Consider the following 14,964-nt stretch of genomic DNA (forward strand, 5'->3'; position numbering starts at 1 on the left):
GATTCTGGGATATCCTTAGATAAGTGAAAGATTTGCCAAAAATAGTAAGAATGAAGCTGGCAGCAAGAGTAAGTCAGGTAACACCTTCATTAACCTTAGCGATCGCAGCCAAGGCTAAGGCACTGAAGGCGGAAGGAATAGATGTTTGTAGTTTTAGCGCTGGAGAACCAGATTTTGATACCCCGGCGCATATAAAAGCCGCAGCAGTCAAAGCTTTGGATGAAGGCAAAACCAAATATGGTGCAGCAGCCGGAGAACCAAAGTTAAGGGAAGCGATCGCCCACAAGCTTAAAATTGATAACGGTCTTGATTACAAGTCGGAGAATGTGATTGTCACCAATGGCGGTAAGCATTCTCTGTACAACTTAATCGTGGCGCTAATCGATCCAGGTGATGAGGTAATTATCCCTGCACCCTACTGGCTAAGTTATCCCGAAATGGTGACTTTGGTCGGTGGAGTCTCAGTAATTGTTACCACAGATGCAACGACGGGTTATAAAATTACTCCCGAACAACTCCGTAAAGCAATCACGCCGAAGACGAAGTTATTTATCCTCAACTCCCCATCTAATCCTACAGGGATGGTTTACACGCCAGATGAAATCAAAGCACTGGCGCAGGTAGTAGTTGATGCAGATATCTTTGTTGTCTCTGATGAGATTTACGAAAAGATTCTCTACGACGGTGCAGAACATATCAGCATCGGTTCTCTAGGGAAGGAAATTTTTGACCGGACTTTGATTAGTAATGGGTTTGCGAAGGCTTATTCCATGACTGGGTGGAGACTTGGTTATTTAGCGGGGCCTGTGGAAATCATTAAAGCAGCCAGTACCATCCAAGGGCATAGTACATCTAACGTGTGTACCTTTGCCCAATATGGTGCGATCGCAGCGCTACAAAGTTCTCAAGATTGTGTCGAAGAAATGCGCCAAGCCTTCGCCAAACGCCGCCAGGTAATGCTAGACAGACTCAACGCCATTCCCGGATTGAGTACCGCAAAACCAGATGGCGCTTTTTATCTGTTCCCTGATATCAGCAAAACCGGTCTAAAATCCCTAGAATTTTGTGACGCTTTGCTGGGAGAACATCAAGTTGCAGTCATTCCCGGAATTGCTTTTGGCGCTGATGACAACATTCGCCTTTCCTACGCCACAGATATGGCGACGATTGAAAAGGGAATGGATAGATTGGAGAAATTTGTCAAGTCGCGTATTTAGTTAGTTGTCAGTTGTCATTTGTCATTTGTCATTTGTGAGGAGAATTTATCAACTCTTCAACTTTTGAACTCCACCTTTTCAACTCAGAAGGGGTGGAGTTCATTTTTAAACCTCAAGTTCCGAGTTCCGAAGCTCAAGTTTCGTGTTCTAAAGCTGAAATTCCGAGTTCCGAAGTTCAAATTTCGAGTTCCGAAGCTCAACTTTCGTGTTCCGAAGCTCAAGTTCTAGAAGTTTTTAGTTAAACATCGCTTGTTTCATTGGCTCTATGTCATCAAAAGATAACTCACGGGATTCAAGATAATATAAAATTACTTCAATAGGATCTCGTGCTTCGGTTGGGTAATACCTTTGCTCGTATGCTTTCACAAGCGTAGTTAAAACTTCCAAGCGGTCAAACTCTGGCGTATTGAGTTCTGCATCAAACAATCTTTCAATTTCATCAAGGGCAGCACGATAATCAGCTTCGGTGTGGATAAGATGGGTTTCAAGCATAGGTATTACTTCCTCAGATACTTATTGCATGTACGTTGTCATATTCTTTAAAGAATTATGCCCGTGAAGGCAATTATGCTGCCAATATCACCGAATATGAACGAAATATACGAAATAACTTTATCTCTTTATTCATAAAATATTAAAAAGTTTGATACCGTCAAAAGTTTTGATTTTAACTTTTGGGTTGGTATTTTTAGATTAGGTAACAATCGGGGAGAACTAGGGGAGGCAAATCTTGAGACATGAGTCAATACAGTTAACTTAACTGTATTGAACTATACTCCAGTCTGATGTTTTATGTTTCCAGCTTAAAGTTTTTGAAGTTCTGCGTATTTACACAAACAACCGCGCTACAGTACAAACAAAATTTGGTAACAGAGGTGAAGAGAGGTCATCTGTTGCGAATAATGTTGCCACTAATTTCAGAACTGCTTTTTCTCGGCGATACACTTCAACCTGTTGTAATTGCCAGTTCAAAATCCAATATTCTTGAACTCCTCTAGAAGCATATAATTTTAGCTTGACTTCGCGGTCGCGTCGCTCGTTTTGGACTCCAGGGGAAAGTACTTCTACAACCAATTCTGGCGCTCCCGTTAAATGTCCTTCTCGATCAAGTAAAATGGCGAGGCGTTCTTTACTTACCCAAACCACATCGGGAATAACATTATCTGCATCACTAAAAATAATTCCTGGGGTTGGGACAGTTTCACCAAGACCTGATGAGAGTGACCAACTTCTTAATTCTCCACAAATATTTGCTGTGGCTTTTTGATGTCCCCAATGCGGTGCCCTAGTCACAAATAATTCTCCATCGATAATTTCGTAGCGATTACCGTTATCTGGCAATAACTCTAAGTCTGCACTTGTCCAACGTATCCGTTCATCAATGATTTGGCTCATAGGAATCTCTGAAATATTGATACTACTATCCTAATGTCATTTATCATTCTCCCCCATGCCCAATGCGCCCTCACCTCTACATCAACTCCATCTCCTGCAATCCCTGGCGTAGTCTCTTCGCCTCTTCGGGATTATACCTTTCGTGAAGGGCGATCGCTTTTTTAAAAGCTGCTAAACTATCTTGATGATTGCCAACTTTCAGCAACACTACCCCTAAATTTTGATACGCTTCGGCATAGTTGGGATTTAAGGTAATTGCATGTTGATAATATACGATCGCATCTGTAAATAAACCCAAAGCCTTAAATGTCATCGCCAAATTATAATGTCCAAAAACAAAAGTAGGATCAATTTTCAAAGCTGTGGCATAAGCAGTTTTCGCACCGTTGAAATCTCCTGCTGCTTTGAGTAAGTTACCCAAGTTGTTGTATGCTCCTAGTTTGAGCATGGGATAAATTGGCAATTTGATGGCAGCTTGATAGTGAGAAATCGCCTGTGGGGATTTTTGCAACCGACTGTAGGCAATGCCTAAATGGTAATGAAGTTCATATAAAATATCGTAGTTGTCTTTAGCAACAGTGATTCCATGTCTGAGCAAATCCATACCTTGAGAAATTTTCCCAGTTTGCACATACAACGCCCCTAATTTACTGCAAACATAAGGGTCATCAGGATGAGTGGCGAGAAACCCTTCCATTGCTGTAGCGGCTTTGGCATATTTGTTATTTTGAGCGATCGCACTTTTTTGATATCCTGTGTGTACAAGGGCAATCCCAGGTAAATAACCTATTTGCCAGTGGGGTTCTCTAGTTAAAATTTCTGACACACTATCATCTACCAAGGCATGGTAAGGACGGTCAAAACGAATATCTGGATGATTGCGGAATAGCCTGGAAACCAGAGAATAGGGAGATTGTTCTGCACCAACTTCTTGGCGGACGAGGTTGATGAGCAAATATTCATCTCTTGCGATCGCCTCTCGTAACTGCGGTACAATTGCAGGAGTCAGAGTTTCATCAGCATCTAATACCAAAATCCAATCACCAGTGACATATTTGAGAGCTGCATTGCGGGCAGCACTGAAATCATTACACCATTTAAAATGATGGACTTTTGCACCGAGTTGTTGGGCAATATTGGGAGTGCGATCAATTGAGCCTGTATCCAAAACTACCATTTCATCCACTACTTTTCTCACACTGCTCAGGCATTTAGGCAGTGTTGCTGCTTCGTTTTTCACAATCATGCATAGACTCAAACTCATAATTTAAAACTTGGGAGTGGGGAATAGTGAATAGAGGGATAAGGGATATAAGAAAGCAACATCTTTACTTCCTATTCCCTTTAACAGTGATAGACTCTGCATAGTAGAAGATTTGCCTCGATTGTGAAATGTTACAATCAAAGCTTTTGTATAGAGCAGAAACACTGACAGATGGTGTCAATAATGACAGTGTAATGGATAAACTGCCAATATAAATAACCAGTGTCAATCTATGCCGATCCATCTGAGTTTATAGGTAATATAAAGTTGCTAACGTAGACATAGCCCGTCTTAGAGATCGCATCAGGGAGTATTACCTGAATCTGCAATGGACTAACTGTTTAGCTGTTACTACCCATTTTTGATGATTATATAACTATAATACACATTATCTAAAAGTCATATATGTAATGAAAAACTCACTTACCAGAACAGCAGAATTACTCCGCCAAAACTTCCAAAAATATTTGCGATCGCTTAACCGTTGGTTGTCAGATACGCCAGAAAGGGCACTTTTAGAAGCTTACCAAGCAGCTCAGAGAATTAAAAACATTGAAAACGAACATTTTGACCGCAAAAAAATATCTTTACAATCAGTAAAATATACTGAAAATGTAATGTCTTATTGGCAAGTATATCTTAATAAGAACCTAACTATTATTAAGATCAGGATTGCAGAATTCCAACTTAGTCGGGCAATTGTCAATATCTCTAATTCTGTTTTATTAGAAAAATTGAAGGTTATTGATGAAGTATTAGAGAGGTATGCTATCAAAGATGAACTAATTAGCAATACTCCATTAGTATCAAATTATCAGCCTTTAAAAATCAATGACAACGAAATAAAAAAACAGCTAAATTCATCTCAAATAAATGATCCTCAAGTTCAAGATCCAATTCCCAAATCTAGACTGACTAAAATTTCTCTTGGCAGAAGAATTAATAAAATTCAGGCAGATTTTGCACCACAGACAGAAGAAGAGTTTGTCAGGAATTATCGCATTTCTAAAGGTAGAACAATAATTGCCTTGCGATTTTTGATAGTTCTCATTATTGTACCGCTTCTAACTCAATATTTATCTAAAGAATTTATAGTAACTCCAATATTAGAAAGGGTTAGAGGAGATAATACAACTAAAATCTTCATTAATTCTGACATGGAAAAAGAAGCTCTCCATGAATTACATAATTTTCAAGAAGAACTAAGATTTGAATATTTTCTTAATCAAGCACCACCACTTTCTTCCGAGTTAACCCAAGAAAAAATCAAAAGTAAAGCAATTGAAATCTCTGAAGAATTTAGCAAAAAAAGCAATAGTAGTATTAGTAATGCTTTTGCTGATTTAATCTCACTCTTTTCTTTTGGTATAGTTATCGCCATGAGCAAAAGAGAAATTGTGATTCTGAAGTCTTTTATGGATACCATTGTCTCTGGTTTCAGCGATAGTGCTAAGGCTTTTTTAATTATTCTCTTTACGGATATATTTGTAGGATTTCACTCACCAGATGGGTGGGAAGTCCTTCTTGCGGGATTGGCAGAACATTTAGGTCTACCAGCCAGTAGAAATGTAATCTTTTTCTTTATTGCTACATTTCCTGTGATTTTAAACACTATCTTTAAATACTGGATATTCCGCTATCTCAGTCGTTTATCTCCATCGGCATTAGCTACATTAAAAGAGATGGATGAGTAATTTGTAATTAGCCAACGCCTAAATTAACTTACTTTGAGTAAAGAATATGTTTTTTCCCATAAATCAATTAATTACAAATTACGAATTATTTTCACGCATTTGTCTTTTGATTCGCTAGGCTATGTATATCCTGGTTTTTCCGAAGTATACTATGGATTTTGAAAGCAAAGCTAATGCCTCAACTCCTACAGACAATATAGAGTTTGCTCAACCAAATACTACCCGTAAGCCGCTGGAATTGCTGCGAGATACTGAGGCTTTGCTACGTCGCCCAACTGTAGCCAAACTGTCGCCGATTTTGCCACCAAAACTGAGCAATAGATTTCAATCAACCTCATCTTTGGCAGATGACTCCTTTAAAGAACTGGCCGAAATTGACCTAAATACTATTACTGATTTTGAACTGCGTCCCGCACGAATTCTTGTCGGCTTGAGCCTTGTTGGTTTTGGGGCGCTCATGATATTGGTACTGTTGTTATACTTAAATACATTGCATCCAAAAATCAGTACAGTTGTGCAGATTCGGCAATATTGGTATCAATATATTTGGTTTGTCTGTTTAGGTATCACGGGGATGTTTATCTTGGGACGTGAAGCAATGCGTCCTATGCCAAAACGACGGAAGTAGTTTTTAATGAGGGCTGAAGCCCTCTCTAAGAGACGCTATGCGTAGCTAGCTTCCCAGGAAGGGTACACTACAAACCTTTAATTATCCGCTTTACTTAACTTTCAGGAATTAACATTTCAAAATATACTTGTGTATTAATTAGCTGCTAGGAGATTTTATAGATGAATCATGATGCTTTCATTGTTTCGCCAGGTTCAAAGATTTCTCTGAAAAAAAACTATGACCCAGCTTATAAGACTGATTTTAATGAAAAAACCGATGCTGCAATCAAATTACAGGCAGATATTGAACGACTAGCTAATTACCAAAATATTCTCTATGCTCAAAACACCTATGCTCTATTAATTATCTTTCAAGCAATGGATGCTGCTGGCAAAGACAGCACTATTAAACATGTAACTTCAGGTGTGAATCCGCAGGGATTCCAGGTATTTAGTTTTAAGGGGCCTAGTGCAGAAGAATTAGACCATGATTACTTGTGGCGCTCAATGAAAGCTCTACCAGAAAGAGGACGAATTGGCATATTCAACCGCTCATACTATGAAGAAGTGCTAGTGGTTCGTGTTCATCCAGAAATGCTTCAGAAACAACAACTTCCTCACTTTCCTAATGGGAAAAAGATATGGAAACAGCGTTTTCAAGAAATCAATAACTTTGAAAAATATTTGGTTGACAATGGTGTAATAATTATGAAGTTTTTTCTAAACGTCTCCAAAGCAGAGCAGAAAAAACGCTTTTTAGAACGGATTGACTCTCCTGATAAAAATTGGAAATTTTCAGATAATGATGTCCGAGAACGAGCTTTTTGGGATGATTATATGAATGCTTATGAAGAGGTTTTCAATAATACTAGTACTAAATGGGCGCCGTGGTATATTATTCCTGCCGATCGCAAATGGTTTACACGCCTAACCGTTGCCAATATTATTTGCACAAAATTAGAAGAACTAAATCTGCAATACCCAACAGTTAGCGAAGAACATAAGCAGCAACTTTTGCAGGCGAAACGTATTCTAGAGCAGGAAGATTAAAACAATTCACAATGGGCTACGCCCCGCTTCGCTAACGCAATGACGCTCGTTCCTCTCTACAAGACGCTGCGCGAACGTTACCGCTGCGAAGAGAGCAATTACGTTTTGTGACGGGGATTTAGATTTAGGCTTCAATTCGGGCTGCTTGATAGAAGCTATGCTACTTTTACCCCAAACTTTGTTAACTTGTAAATTTGATAGGTAAAGGCAAAAAAATGCTGAATTAGTTTAGATATGCTGTATAATACATGCAGGTATAAATAAGAAATTGTAACTTTATTAATGCTATTTGTAACTAAAGAAGTTACGCAGATAATCATAGGCGCAAAATCATGATTCAGATGGCAGAAAATGCCAAAAATCATCCACCTCACTTTAGTAATGCTGCCTTTGATATAGTGGCGATCGCAGCCTCAGCAGGCGGTCTGACTGCTATAGTTAAAGTGCTATCGACTCTACCCGCAAAATTTCCAGCCGCGATCGCGATTGTGCAACACCTGGCTCCCGAATATCCGTCGTTCATGGCAGAAATTCTTGGTCGGCGCACACATATTACTGTCAAACAGGCAGAGGAGGGAGATTCCCTTACTCCAGGAACGGCTTACGTTGCTCCACCCGATCGTCACTTATTGGTTAACGGTGACGGTACACTTTCCTTATCACAGTCGGAATTAGTACATTTTTTACGTCCTTCGGCTGACTTATTATTTGAATCAGTTGCAGCCACTTACAAAGACAGAGCGATCGCTGTTGTGCTAACTGGAACGGGTAGCGACGGCGCAATGGGAGTAGAAGCGATAAAAAAAATGGGTGGTACTGTTATTGTCCAAGACATAAAAACCGCCGAATTTTCCGGGATGCCCTCTGCGGCTGTTCAAACTGGCAATGTAGATTTTATTCTCCCCCTTGATAAAATTTCCAGCACCCTGGTGACTTTGGTGATGGAAGAATCTAACTAAGCTGAGATTAGTTGCATCTCCTTTTATCGTCTGTACTTTCAACTTTAGTAACTACACCATTTCCCTGGTGATGCAAGTATCGCCTCCAATGTAGGGTGTTAACTCTATTCCTTTTGAGGGGGTAAAAATTCATGCAAAATTTGTGTAGTCATTGCTACCTAAAGAAAACCAAGAAATTAAAAGTCCAAATGTTTTGGAAGGAACTCTGGCTTATATCTCTCCAGAACAAACCGGCAGGATGAATCGAGGAATAGACTACCGGAGCGATTTTTATTCCCTTGGGGTCACATTTTATGAATTATTAACAGGAGAATTACCATTTGACAGTAACGATCCGATGGAAGTGGTGCATTGCCATTTGGCGAAAATGCCTACGGCATTAGGAAATAGGGAACTGGGGATAGAGAACAGAAAAGAAATTCCGCAGGTAGTTCCAGATATTGTCATTAAGTTGATGGCGAAAAACGCTGAAGATAGATATCAAAGTGCCTTGGGATTAAAATCAGATTTAGAAAAATGTCTTGCCCAGTTCCAAGAAATTGGTAAAATTGAAGATTTTGAAATTGGTCAGCGGGATGTCTGCGTAGGCGTAGCCCGTCGTAGACATCGGTTTTTAATTCCTGAAAAACTCTATGGACGAGAATCAGAAGTTGATACTTTGTTGCAAGCTTTTGAGCGTGTCGTCAATGGCACATCGGAAATTTGATTTACATACTTTAGCTATTGTTTCCGAACAATCAGCGATTGCCACATCGGAAACAACTCAACTTTGCTCAGAACCAATGGAGGAGAATCTCAGTATACCAGTGAAGCTAATTCAGTATGTCAAAAACACCCAAGAAATGGTGGTGATTGATCGTCTCAAAACGGATCTACCGGTAATCGATGAATATTTAACCCAGCAGCGACCTCAAAGTATTTTATGCTTACCGATTCTCCATCAAGGAAATTTGATTGGGATTTTGTATTTGCAGAATCGCTCTACCAGTGGGGTGTTTACTAGCGATCGCATTCTCATTCTCGACTTCCTTTGCACCCAAGCTGCCATTTCTTTGGAAAATGCTCGACTATATCAGCAAGTCGCCAACTATTCTCAAAACCTGGAAGCAGAAGTAGAGCAGAAAACTCAGGCGCTCAACCAAAAAGCCCAAGATTTAGAACAAGCCTTGCAACATCTGCAAAAAACCCAGGCACAATTAATTCATATCGAAAAAATGTCATCCCTTGGTCAACTAGTGGCAGGAGTTGTTCATGAAATTAACAATCCCATTAGTTTTATTAATGGTAATCTCAATCATCTAGAAAATTACATCGTCGATTTGATGAGTTTACTGGCACTTTATCAAGAGGAATTTACTCAACCTAATTCTAAAATTCAAGCCAAACGTGAAGAAATAGAGGTCGATTTTCTCTGTCAGGATGCGATTAAAATTTTACAATCAATCAAAACGGGGAGCAATCGCATCAGCAAAATTGTCTTGAGTTTACGTAACTTTTCTCGCTTAGATGAAGCACCAATTAAAGCTGTAGATTTACACAGTGGGATTGAAAGTACACTATTAATTTTGCAAAATCGCTTACAAGCTGGCGAACATCAACCGGAGATACAAGTCATTAAAGAATATGGTAATCTCCCAACTATTACCTGCTATCCTGCCCAGCTTAATCAAGTATTTTTACATATTCTGAACAATGCCATTGATGCGATTCGAGAATATGGTATAAATACTAAACAGCCACAAATTCAGATTCGTACTGAAGCGATCTATCCTCAGCAAATACGCATTGCGATCGCTAATACTGGTAGTTTTATTCTAGTTCATATTCCAGAACGGATATTTGAACCATTTTTCACTACTAAACCTGTAGGCAGCGGTACAGGTTTAGGATTATTCGTCAGCTATTCTATTATTAAAAAACATGGTGGCAATATCACTGTCAATTCCCTACTGTGCAAGGAAACAGAATTTACAATTTTAATTCCGATTACAACTTAGTTTCTTAATCCTCTTCTAAGCTCGACTTTATCCCAAATTAAGAACTTGATTCTCCATGTGTATTATAAAAGATAACTTTAGCTTATCTAATCAGTGCGATCGCTGTGTATCTGGTGGTAAAATCAAAGTTTCTTCAATCATCTCTCGTAAGCTAGGAGTAACATTATTAGCAGTGCTGAAGCAATATACTAGTAAACTGTTTGCCTCCCAGTATTGCTGAATTAACTGCAACTGTTCCTCAGTGAATTGCCAATCATAACCCATCTGTCTGTGAATTGCGATCGCTTCGTTTAATTGTGTAGTCCATGATTGCCCGTTAGATTGCCACCATGTTTTTAATATTTCTCTATCTTGTTGTGAACTAGGCAATTCATTTTTGAGGCTTTGCAGAGATTCATATAAAGATGAATGATCTTGTAACAAATAATCAATGTCAAGAGCTAATTTCATAGCAGAGATCCGCTTGCAAAAAATCTCTGGAGTCAAAGCTAGGCTAACAGCAAGGATATGGATTAAAGCTAAATCTAAAGCTAAATCATTAGCTAATTTTCCAGCAAGATGGTTATCTAAAGATATAGCTAGAGTTTGGTTACGCGATAAAAAATAATGAGGAGGGAGGACGAGGGTAAAGTAAAAAGCACGGATAGCAGATGGATGACAATCTGAGGTAACTGTTGAAGACTTTTGCATTACCCAAGTCAGAAAACTCTTTAATGTTTCATCGCTAACAGCTAATTTCTCAATTTGTTGCTTCATTAACTGGAATAAGTTATCAAACGATCTGAGCATTTCAGATGTAAGCAAAATAACTTCACGCCACCGCTTATCAAACAAATGATTGACAACTTGTTCTAATGTTTTTTGATCGCCATTAGCAACAAAGTTCCTCGCCGTGAAGTATTCGTGAAATGTTAAATGAGAAAAAGAATAAATCCCTCTAGCTTGTTCAACTAATAATCCATGCTGTAATTCAATTGCTTGAAGTACAGCTTTACTATTTACTTGTAAATCTTCTATATCAGTCGGTGCATTGGGTAACAAATAAAGATAGTCAGCTATTAATTGACAAATTTTGCTTTCTTCAAAAAAGTAATCACCTGTTTCAAAAGAAATAGCAGCTATATAACTAAGCAATTTAATTTTCTGAGTTAAAGTTAAATTACGGTAAACTTCATCTCTTTTTATACCTCTTGCTTCATCCCAACGTACCAGTAATAACTCTAATCCTTGTTGATAAATTTCGGAACGCTTAGTAGGAAAATCGCCTAGATATTGAAAAACTAAACAAGTCAAATTTAGTAAAAGAGGTGTAGATGCTAGGTTTTGAACCAGCCGATTTTCGGGAAGCGCTATTGTATCAATAAATTTAGACGCTAATGTTTTTCTTAATCGGAGATTATTGTTAGCAAATGCTGCAAACCATTTATTAGCAAAAGTTGAAATTTGTAATTTTGTAAACTCAGCAATTTCTACTTCGGCAAACCCTTTAAATTTTTGATGTCTAAATGCAATCCGACAAGTAATAATTACTATATTTTTATAAAAAATATCCAAAAAATTGCTAATTACTTTATTGATTCTATCACTATTTTTATCGGCAATTTCATCCAAACCATCTAGCAAAATTAAAGCTTTACCTTCATGAAGTAGATATTCTAATTCTTGTTGAGTTATTTTACAAATGCTAAATTCTTGAATTAAATAGCTTAATAAATAATTTTTATCATCATAATCCATGTTTTCGGCAAAATCTTTCAGACTAATAAAAATGGGAACCTTTTGAGTCTGAAATTTACCTTGATTACAAAGGATAGCAATTGATTGTAAAAAAGTAGTTTTTCCTGCTCCTGGCTTTCCAAGTACGATAACTTTGGAAGATTTCTCAATAGCTTGTAAACCTGCAATCCTCTTAGTACTAACTTCCTCGGAGTCAAATTTATCCAAAACTTTATTATCAAATTTTTGTAAATCTGAAATATCTAACCATCTTTGACTGTTAATTTCTTCTACTACATTTACTTCAACAAATAATTCATCTAATTCTACAGTCCGAGCAACATCTAGCAACCGCATCGTACCACATTGGTTTTGAATTTTTTCCGAGTGAGCAGCACGTATTTTAATGACTAAAGGGTCAATGGTGGTAGAATTTCTACTTTCTAGTATCTGCTGAGATGCTAAGTCTTCATCTGGTTCAAATTCCAGTCTTTGAATAATATCTTCTGGCTCTAGTGCTAGACTCAAGCAAATTTCATGGAATATTTGGCGGGCAACAGGTTTGCCAGTAAAAAACTTCCAAATTGGTTGGCGACTGTCTAAACCAACTTGCTTTGCAAGATATTCTTGTGTCCAACCTTTATAATTAAAAGCCTGCTTGGCTTTTCTAATACCTTCATCTGAAGCTTGGAGAGATCGTTTAGCCATGCTGATATCAGAAATTTATTCAATTCAATAATTAATTGACATCAATTGTATTCAATTTTTTCAATTAGGGACAAGTGAATTATTTATACTAGTGTATACTGTTGCCCTTTGTCAATAAAAATACAGAAATATAGTTTAATTTTTGAAAAATTTAGTTCGATAAACTTATCTAGAGAGACAGAATTTCCAAATATGCCATTTAATTTTTATTAATTCAGGTAATCTTAATTAAGATTGAATAAACTTATAGTTAATTTTTGTTAAGTAATCAATTGATTTATCAATCATAATTAAACAGATACAGAATCTACTTTCAATGGAAGTCTAACTAGAAAACTTGTTCCTTTACCTAGCGTACTATCTAGGTATATTTTACCTTTGTGCAGATCCACACATCGCTTAACAATTGCTAGCCCTAATCCTGAACCTGGAATTGTAGCAACATTGCTAGCACGTTGAAAAGGTTCAAATAGTTTAGCTTGAGATTCTGCTGGAATCCCTATTCCTTGGTCTGTTACTTGAAAACACACACTATTCTCTTGGCAAGTTAGCGATAACGAGACTGTACTACCTTTTGAAGAGTACTTTATTGCATTGGAAAGTAAGTTATTTAGTAAATGCCATAGTAGCTGTTCATCTAAACAGGCAATACAACTTTCGGCATCTGCCAAAAAGCTAATTTCATACTGCTCTTTAAGTGTCAACCGTAAAGATTCGGCTATTTCTGCACAGAAAGTTACCACATCTATTGGTATGGGGTTAAATACAAAACTGTTAGATTCGGATCTACCTAGTGTGAGTATATTCTCTAAAAGATTTGTCAAGCTATGCGTGGCAGAATCAATGCCATTGATATGATTTTGTTTTCTTTGCTCTGACATCCGATCGCCATAGGCCTTCAGCATTTCAGTACTAAGCTGAATTGTAGTCAAGCGGTTACGAAATTCATGTGCTGCCATATAAAAGTGCTGAGATTTTATCTGGCTTTTGGACTCAGCAATTTGCTGACTAGTTTTGGCAGCAACCAGCGCTTTCTTAACTCCAATCTCTGCTTGGTGTCGGGAAAGAGCAATCTCAATTGTGGTAGCTAGTATTCTTTCATCAAATGGTTTTAAGATATAACCAAAAGGTTGGGAAATCTTCGCTCGATCTAATGTCGCTCGATCGGCATTAGCAGTTAAGTAAACTACAGGCAAATTAAAGCGAGACTGGATTTCTAAAGAGGCTTCTATTCCATCCATTTCGCCCTCTAGCCTGATGTCCATTAGTACTAAGTCAGGCTGCAAAGTTTCTGCTATTAAAATAGCTTCTTCTCCTGATGCAACTAAGGCAGGGACCTTATACCCCAAGTATTCTAGAGTTTCTCTCAGGTCATCAGCAACTAACTGCTCATCTTCAACTATTAAAATTTTGATAGGATTCATAATTAATTTTATGGTTGAGTGTATTCATAATTTATTTGGATTTTTTTCCTGTAATCTTTCGCTTAAACTAGAAATTTCTTTGAGATTTTTTAGTATTTCATCTTTATCCATTAAGTCATAGTTATCTATCAGCTTCTTGGAAATAGACATAATTTCCTGAAGAGGATTACATAACTCATTGCTAGTTGATTGAGTAATGTAGTTGTAATATTTGCTTATTTTTCTTTGAGTTTGTCTATTAATTATTTCTTGCTTTTCAAATCTCGCTGTTATTGCCCCCAGTAAATCTGCTCTTGTAAACGGCTTAATTAGATAATCATCTGCACCTAATTCTATGCCTTGGCGAATATCACTTTGAGAAGCTTTAGCTGTCAGAAATATGAAAGGAATTGCTTCAGTTTCTGGATTTTCACGAGACCAACTAACAACTTCATATCCATCTAACTTAGGCATTGTAATGTCGCAGATAATCAAATCTGGAATTTCTGCTTGTAGTAATTGAATGCCAACTTGTCCGTTCTCTGCATCCATAACATAGAAATTTTCGGCAGTCAGCATTTCTACAATAACGCTACGGATATCTTCCTGATCTTCAATTACTAAGATTTTTGTCATTACTTGAGATGTATTAACTGTTTTAGTATTTTGACTTGGGAAAAAAATAGTTGTTTGCAAATAATATGACTTTGTTAGAGAATTACTGAAACTCTGATTATTTACTAGGTTAGGTAGAACGAAGTTAAATCCAAACCCAACATTTTTCAAAGAAACGGTTTTTGATTGGCAGTCCAATTGTTAAATTATATTTTGCCAACTTTTGCCAACAAAGTCATAATATTCACGAACACAAATAATTAATCTTGTTTATATTTTTCACCTTCTTCTATTAAATACCCTAATCCTTGTACTAAAGTATCTACAGATTGTTACA

General features: G+C 37.4%; 13 protein-coding genes. 7 read left to right on the forward strand and 6 right to left on the reverse strand.

Going from position 1 to position 14,964, the window contains the following annotated elements; translation table 11 throughout:
* Positions 1–50 precede the first annotated feature (50 nt).
* Positions 51–1,217, forward strand: coding sequence for a pyridoxal phosphate-dependent aminotransferase (locus tag HWQ42_RS04785; RefSeq protein ID WP_292809791.1), 1,167 nt, complete (start codon positions 51–53; stop codon positions 1,215–1,217).
* Positions 1,218–1,451: 234 nt separating this feature from the next.
* Here HWQ42_RS04785 and HWQ42_RS04790 read toward each other — a convergent pair whose 3' ends face one another.
* The 3 genes from HWQ42_RS04790 to HWQ42_RS04800 form a co-directional block, all read right to left on the reverse strand.
* Positions 1,452–1,709 (reverse strand): transcriptional regulator, encoded by a 258-nt coding sequence (locus HWQ42_RS04790; protein WP_292809793.1) that lies wholly within the window; start codon positions 1,707–1,709, stop codon positions 1,452–1,454.
* A 336-nt stretch (positions 1,710–2,045) separates the two neighbouring features.
* Positions 2,046–2,612, reverse strand: coding sequence for a Uma2 family endonuclease (locus HWQ42_RS04795; RefSeq protein ID WP_292809795.1), 567 nt, complete (start codon positions 2,610–2,612; stop codon positions 2,046–2,048).
* Positions 2,613–2,688: 76 nt separating this feature from the next.
* A complete protein-coding gene (locus tag HWQ42_RS04800; RefSeq protein ID WP_292809797.1) occupies positions 2,689–3,876 on the reverse strand; it encodes a tetratricopeptide repeat protein in 1,188 nt (395 codons plus the stop codon).
* Positions 3,877–4,286: 410 nt separating this feature from the next.
* Here HWQ42_RS04800 and HWQ42_RS04805 point away from each other — a divergent pair, with 410 nt between their 5' ends.
* The 6 genes from HWQ42_RS04805 (at position 4,287) to HWQ42_RS04830 (ending at position 10,185) form a co-directional block, all read left to right on the forward strand.
* Positions 4,287–5,570, forward strand: coding sequence for a proton extrusion protein PcxA (locus HWQ42_RS04805; protein WP_292809799.1), 1,284 nt, complete (start codon positions 4,287–4,289; stop codon positions 5,568–5,570).
* A gap of 151 nt (positions 5,571–5,721) precedes the next feature.
* Positions 5,722–6,198 (forward strand): hypothetical protein, encoded by a 477-nt coding sequence (locus HWQ42_RS04810; protein WP_292809801.1) that lies wholly within the window; start codon positions 5,722–5,724, stop codon positions 6,196–6,198.
* A 161-nt stretch (positions 6,199–6,359) separates the two neighbouring features.
* Positions 6,360–7,229: a polyphosphate kinase 2 family protein gene (locus HWQ42_RS04815; protein ID WP_292809803.1), complete on the forward strand. Its 870-nt coding sequence runs from the start codon at positions 6,360–6,362 to the stop codon at positions 7,227–7,229.
* 332 nt (positions 7,230–7,561) lie between these two features.
* Positions 7,562–8,188, forward strand: coding sequence for a chemotaxis protein CheB (locus tag HWQ42_RS04820; RefSeq protein WP_292809805.1), 627 nt, complete (start codon positions 7,562–7,564; stop codon positions 8,186–8,188).
* Between the two features lie 151 nt (positions 8,189–8,339).
* Positions 8,340–8,894 carry a hypothetical protein gene (locus HWQ42_RS04825; protein ID WP_292809807.1) on the forward strand — a complete coding sequence of 185 codons (555 nt, stop codon included), beginning with the start codon at positions 8,340–8,342 and terminating at the stop codon, positions 8,892–8,894.
* Complete coding sequence (locus HWQ42_RS04830; protein ID WP_292809809.1) at positions 8,875–10,185, forward strand: ATP-binding protein; 1,311 nt, start codon at positions 8,875–8,877, stop codon at positions 10,183–10,185. The genes HWQ42_RS04825 and HWQ42_RS04830 overlap by 20 nt, the downstream gene beginning before the upstream one ends.
* A gap of 90 nt (positions 10,186–10,275) precedes the next feature.
* Here the strand turns inward: HWQ42_RS04830 and HWQ42_RS04835 are convergent, their stop codons facing one another.
* From HWQ42_RS04835 to HWQ42_RS04845, 3 genes are all read right to left on the reverse strand, one after another.
* A complete protein-coding gene (locus tag HWQ42_RS04835; protein WP_292809811.1) occupies positions 10,276–12,609 on the reverse strand; it encodes an NACHT domain-containing NTPase in 2,334 nt (777 codons plus the stop codon).
* A 290-nt stretch (positions 12,610–12,899) separates the two neighbouring features.
* Positions 12,900–14,033 (reverse strand): ATP-binding protein, encoded by a 1,134-nt coding sequence (locus HWQ42_RS04840; protein ID WP_292809813.1) that lies wholly within the window; start codon positions 14,031–14,033, stop codon positions 12,900–12,902.
* 24 nt (positions 14,034–14,057) lie between these two features.
* A complete protein-coding gene (locus tag HWQ42_RS04845) occupies positions 14,058–14,708 on the reverse strand; it encodes a response regulator (RefSeq protein ID WP_292809815.1) in 651 nt (216 codons plus the stop codon).
* Positions 14,709–14,964: the final 256 nt, after the last annotated feature.

The organism is Nostoc sp. JL23, assembly GCF_017115065.1.
GTDB lineage: Bacteria > Cyanobacteriota > Cyanobacteriia > Cyanobacteriales > Nostocaceae > Nostoc > Nostoc punctiforme_A.

Coding starts and splice junctions, on each gene's coding strand:
- HWQ42_RS04795 (WP_292809795.1), bottom strand. CDS start 2,612: ATGAGCCAAATCATTGATGAACGGATACGTTGGACAAGTGCAGACTTA.
- HWQ42_RS04830 (WP_292809809.1), top strand. CDS start 8,875: ATGGCACATCGGAAATTTGATTTACATACTTTAGCTATTGTTTCCGAA.
- HWQ42_RS04815 (WP_292809803.1), top strand. CDS start 6,360: ATGAATCATGATGCTTTCATTGTTTCGCCAGGTTCAAAGATTTCTCTG.
- HWQ42_RS04800 (WP_292809797.1), bottom strand. CDS start 3,876: ATGAGTTTGAGTCTATGCATGATTGTGAAAAACGAAGCAGCAACACTG.
- HWQ42_RS04790 (WP_292809793.1), bottom strand. CDS start 1,709: ATGCTTGAAACCCATCTTATCCACACCGAAGCTGATTATCGTGCTGCC.
- HWQ42_RS04805 (WP_292809799.1), top strand. CDS start 4,287: ATGAAAAACTCACTTACCAGAACAGCAGAATTACTCCGCCAAAACTTC.
- HWQ42_RS04810 (WP_292809801.1), top strand. CDS start 5,722: ATGGATTTTGAAAGCAAAGCTAATGCCTCAACTCCTACAGACAATATA.
- HWQ42_RS04785 (WP_292809791.1), top strand. CDS start 51: ATGAAGCTGGCAGCAAGAGTAAGTCAGGTAACACCTTCATTAACCTTA.
- HWQ42_RS04835 (WP_292809811.1), bottom strand. CDS start 12,609: ATGGCTAAACGATCTCTCCAAGCTTCAGATGAAGGTATTAGAAAAGCC.
- HWQ42_RS04820 (WP_292809805.1), top strand. CDS start 7,562: ATGATTCAGATGGCAGAAAATGCCAAAAATCATCCACCTCACTTTAGT.
- HWQ42_RS04840 (WP_292809813.1), bottom strand. CDS start 14,033: ATGAATCCTATCAAAATTTTAATAGTTGAAGATGAGCAGTTAGTTGCT.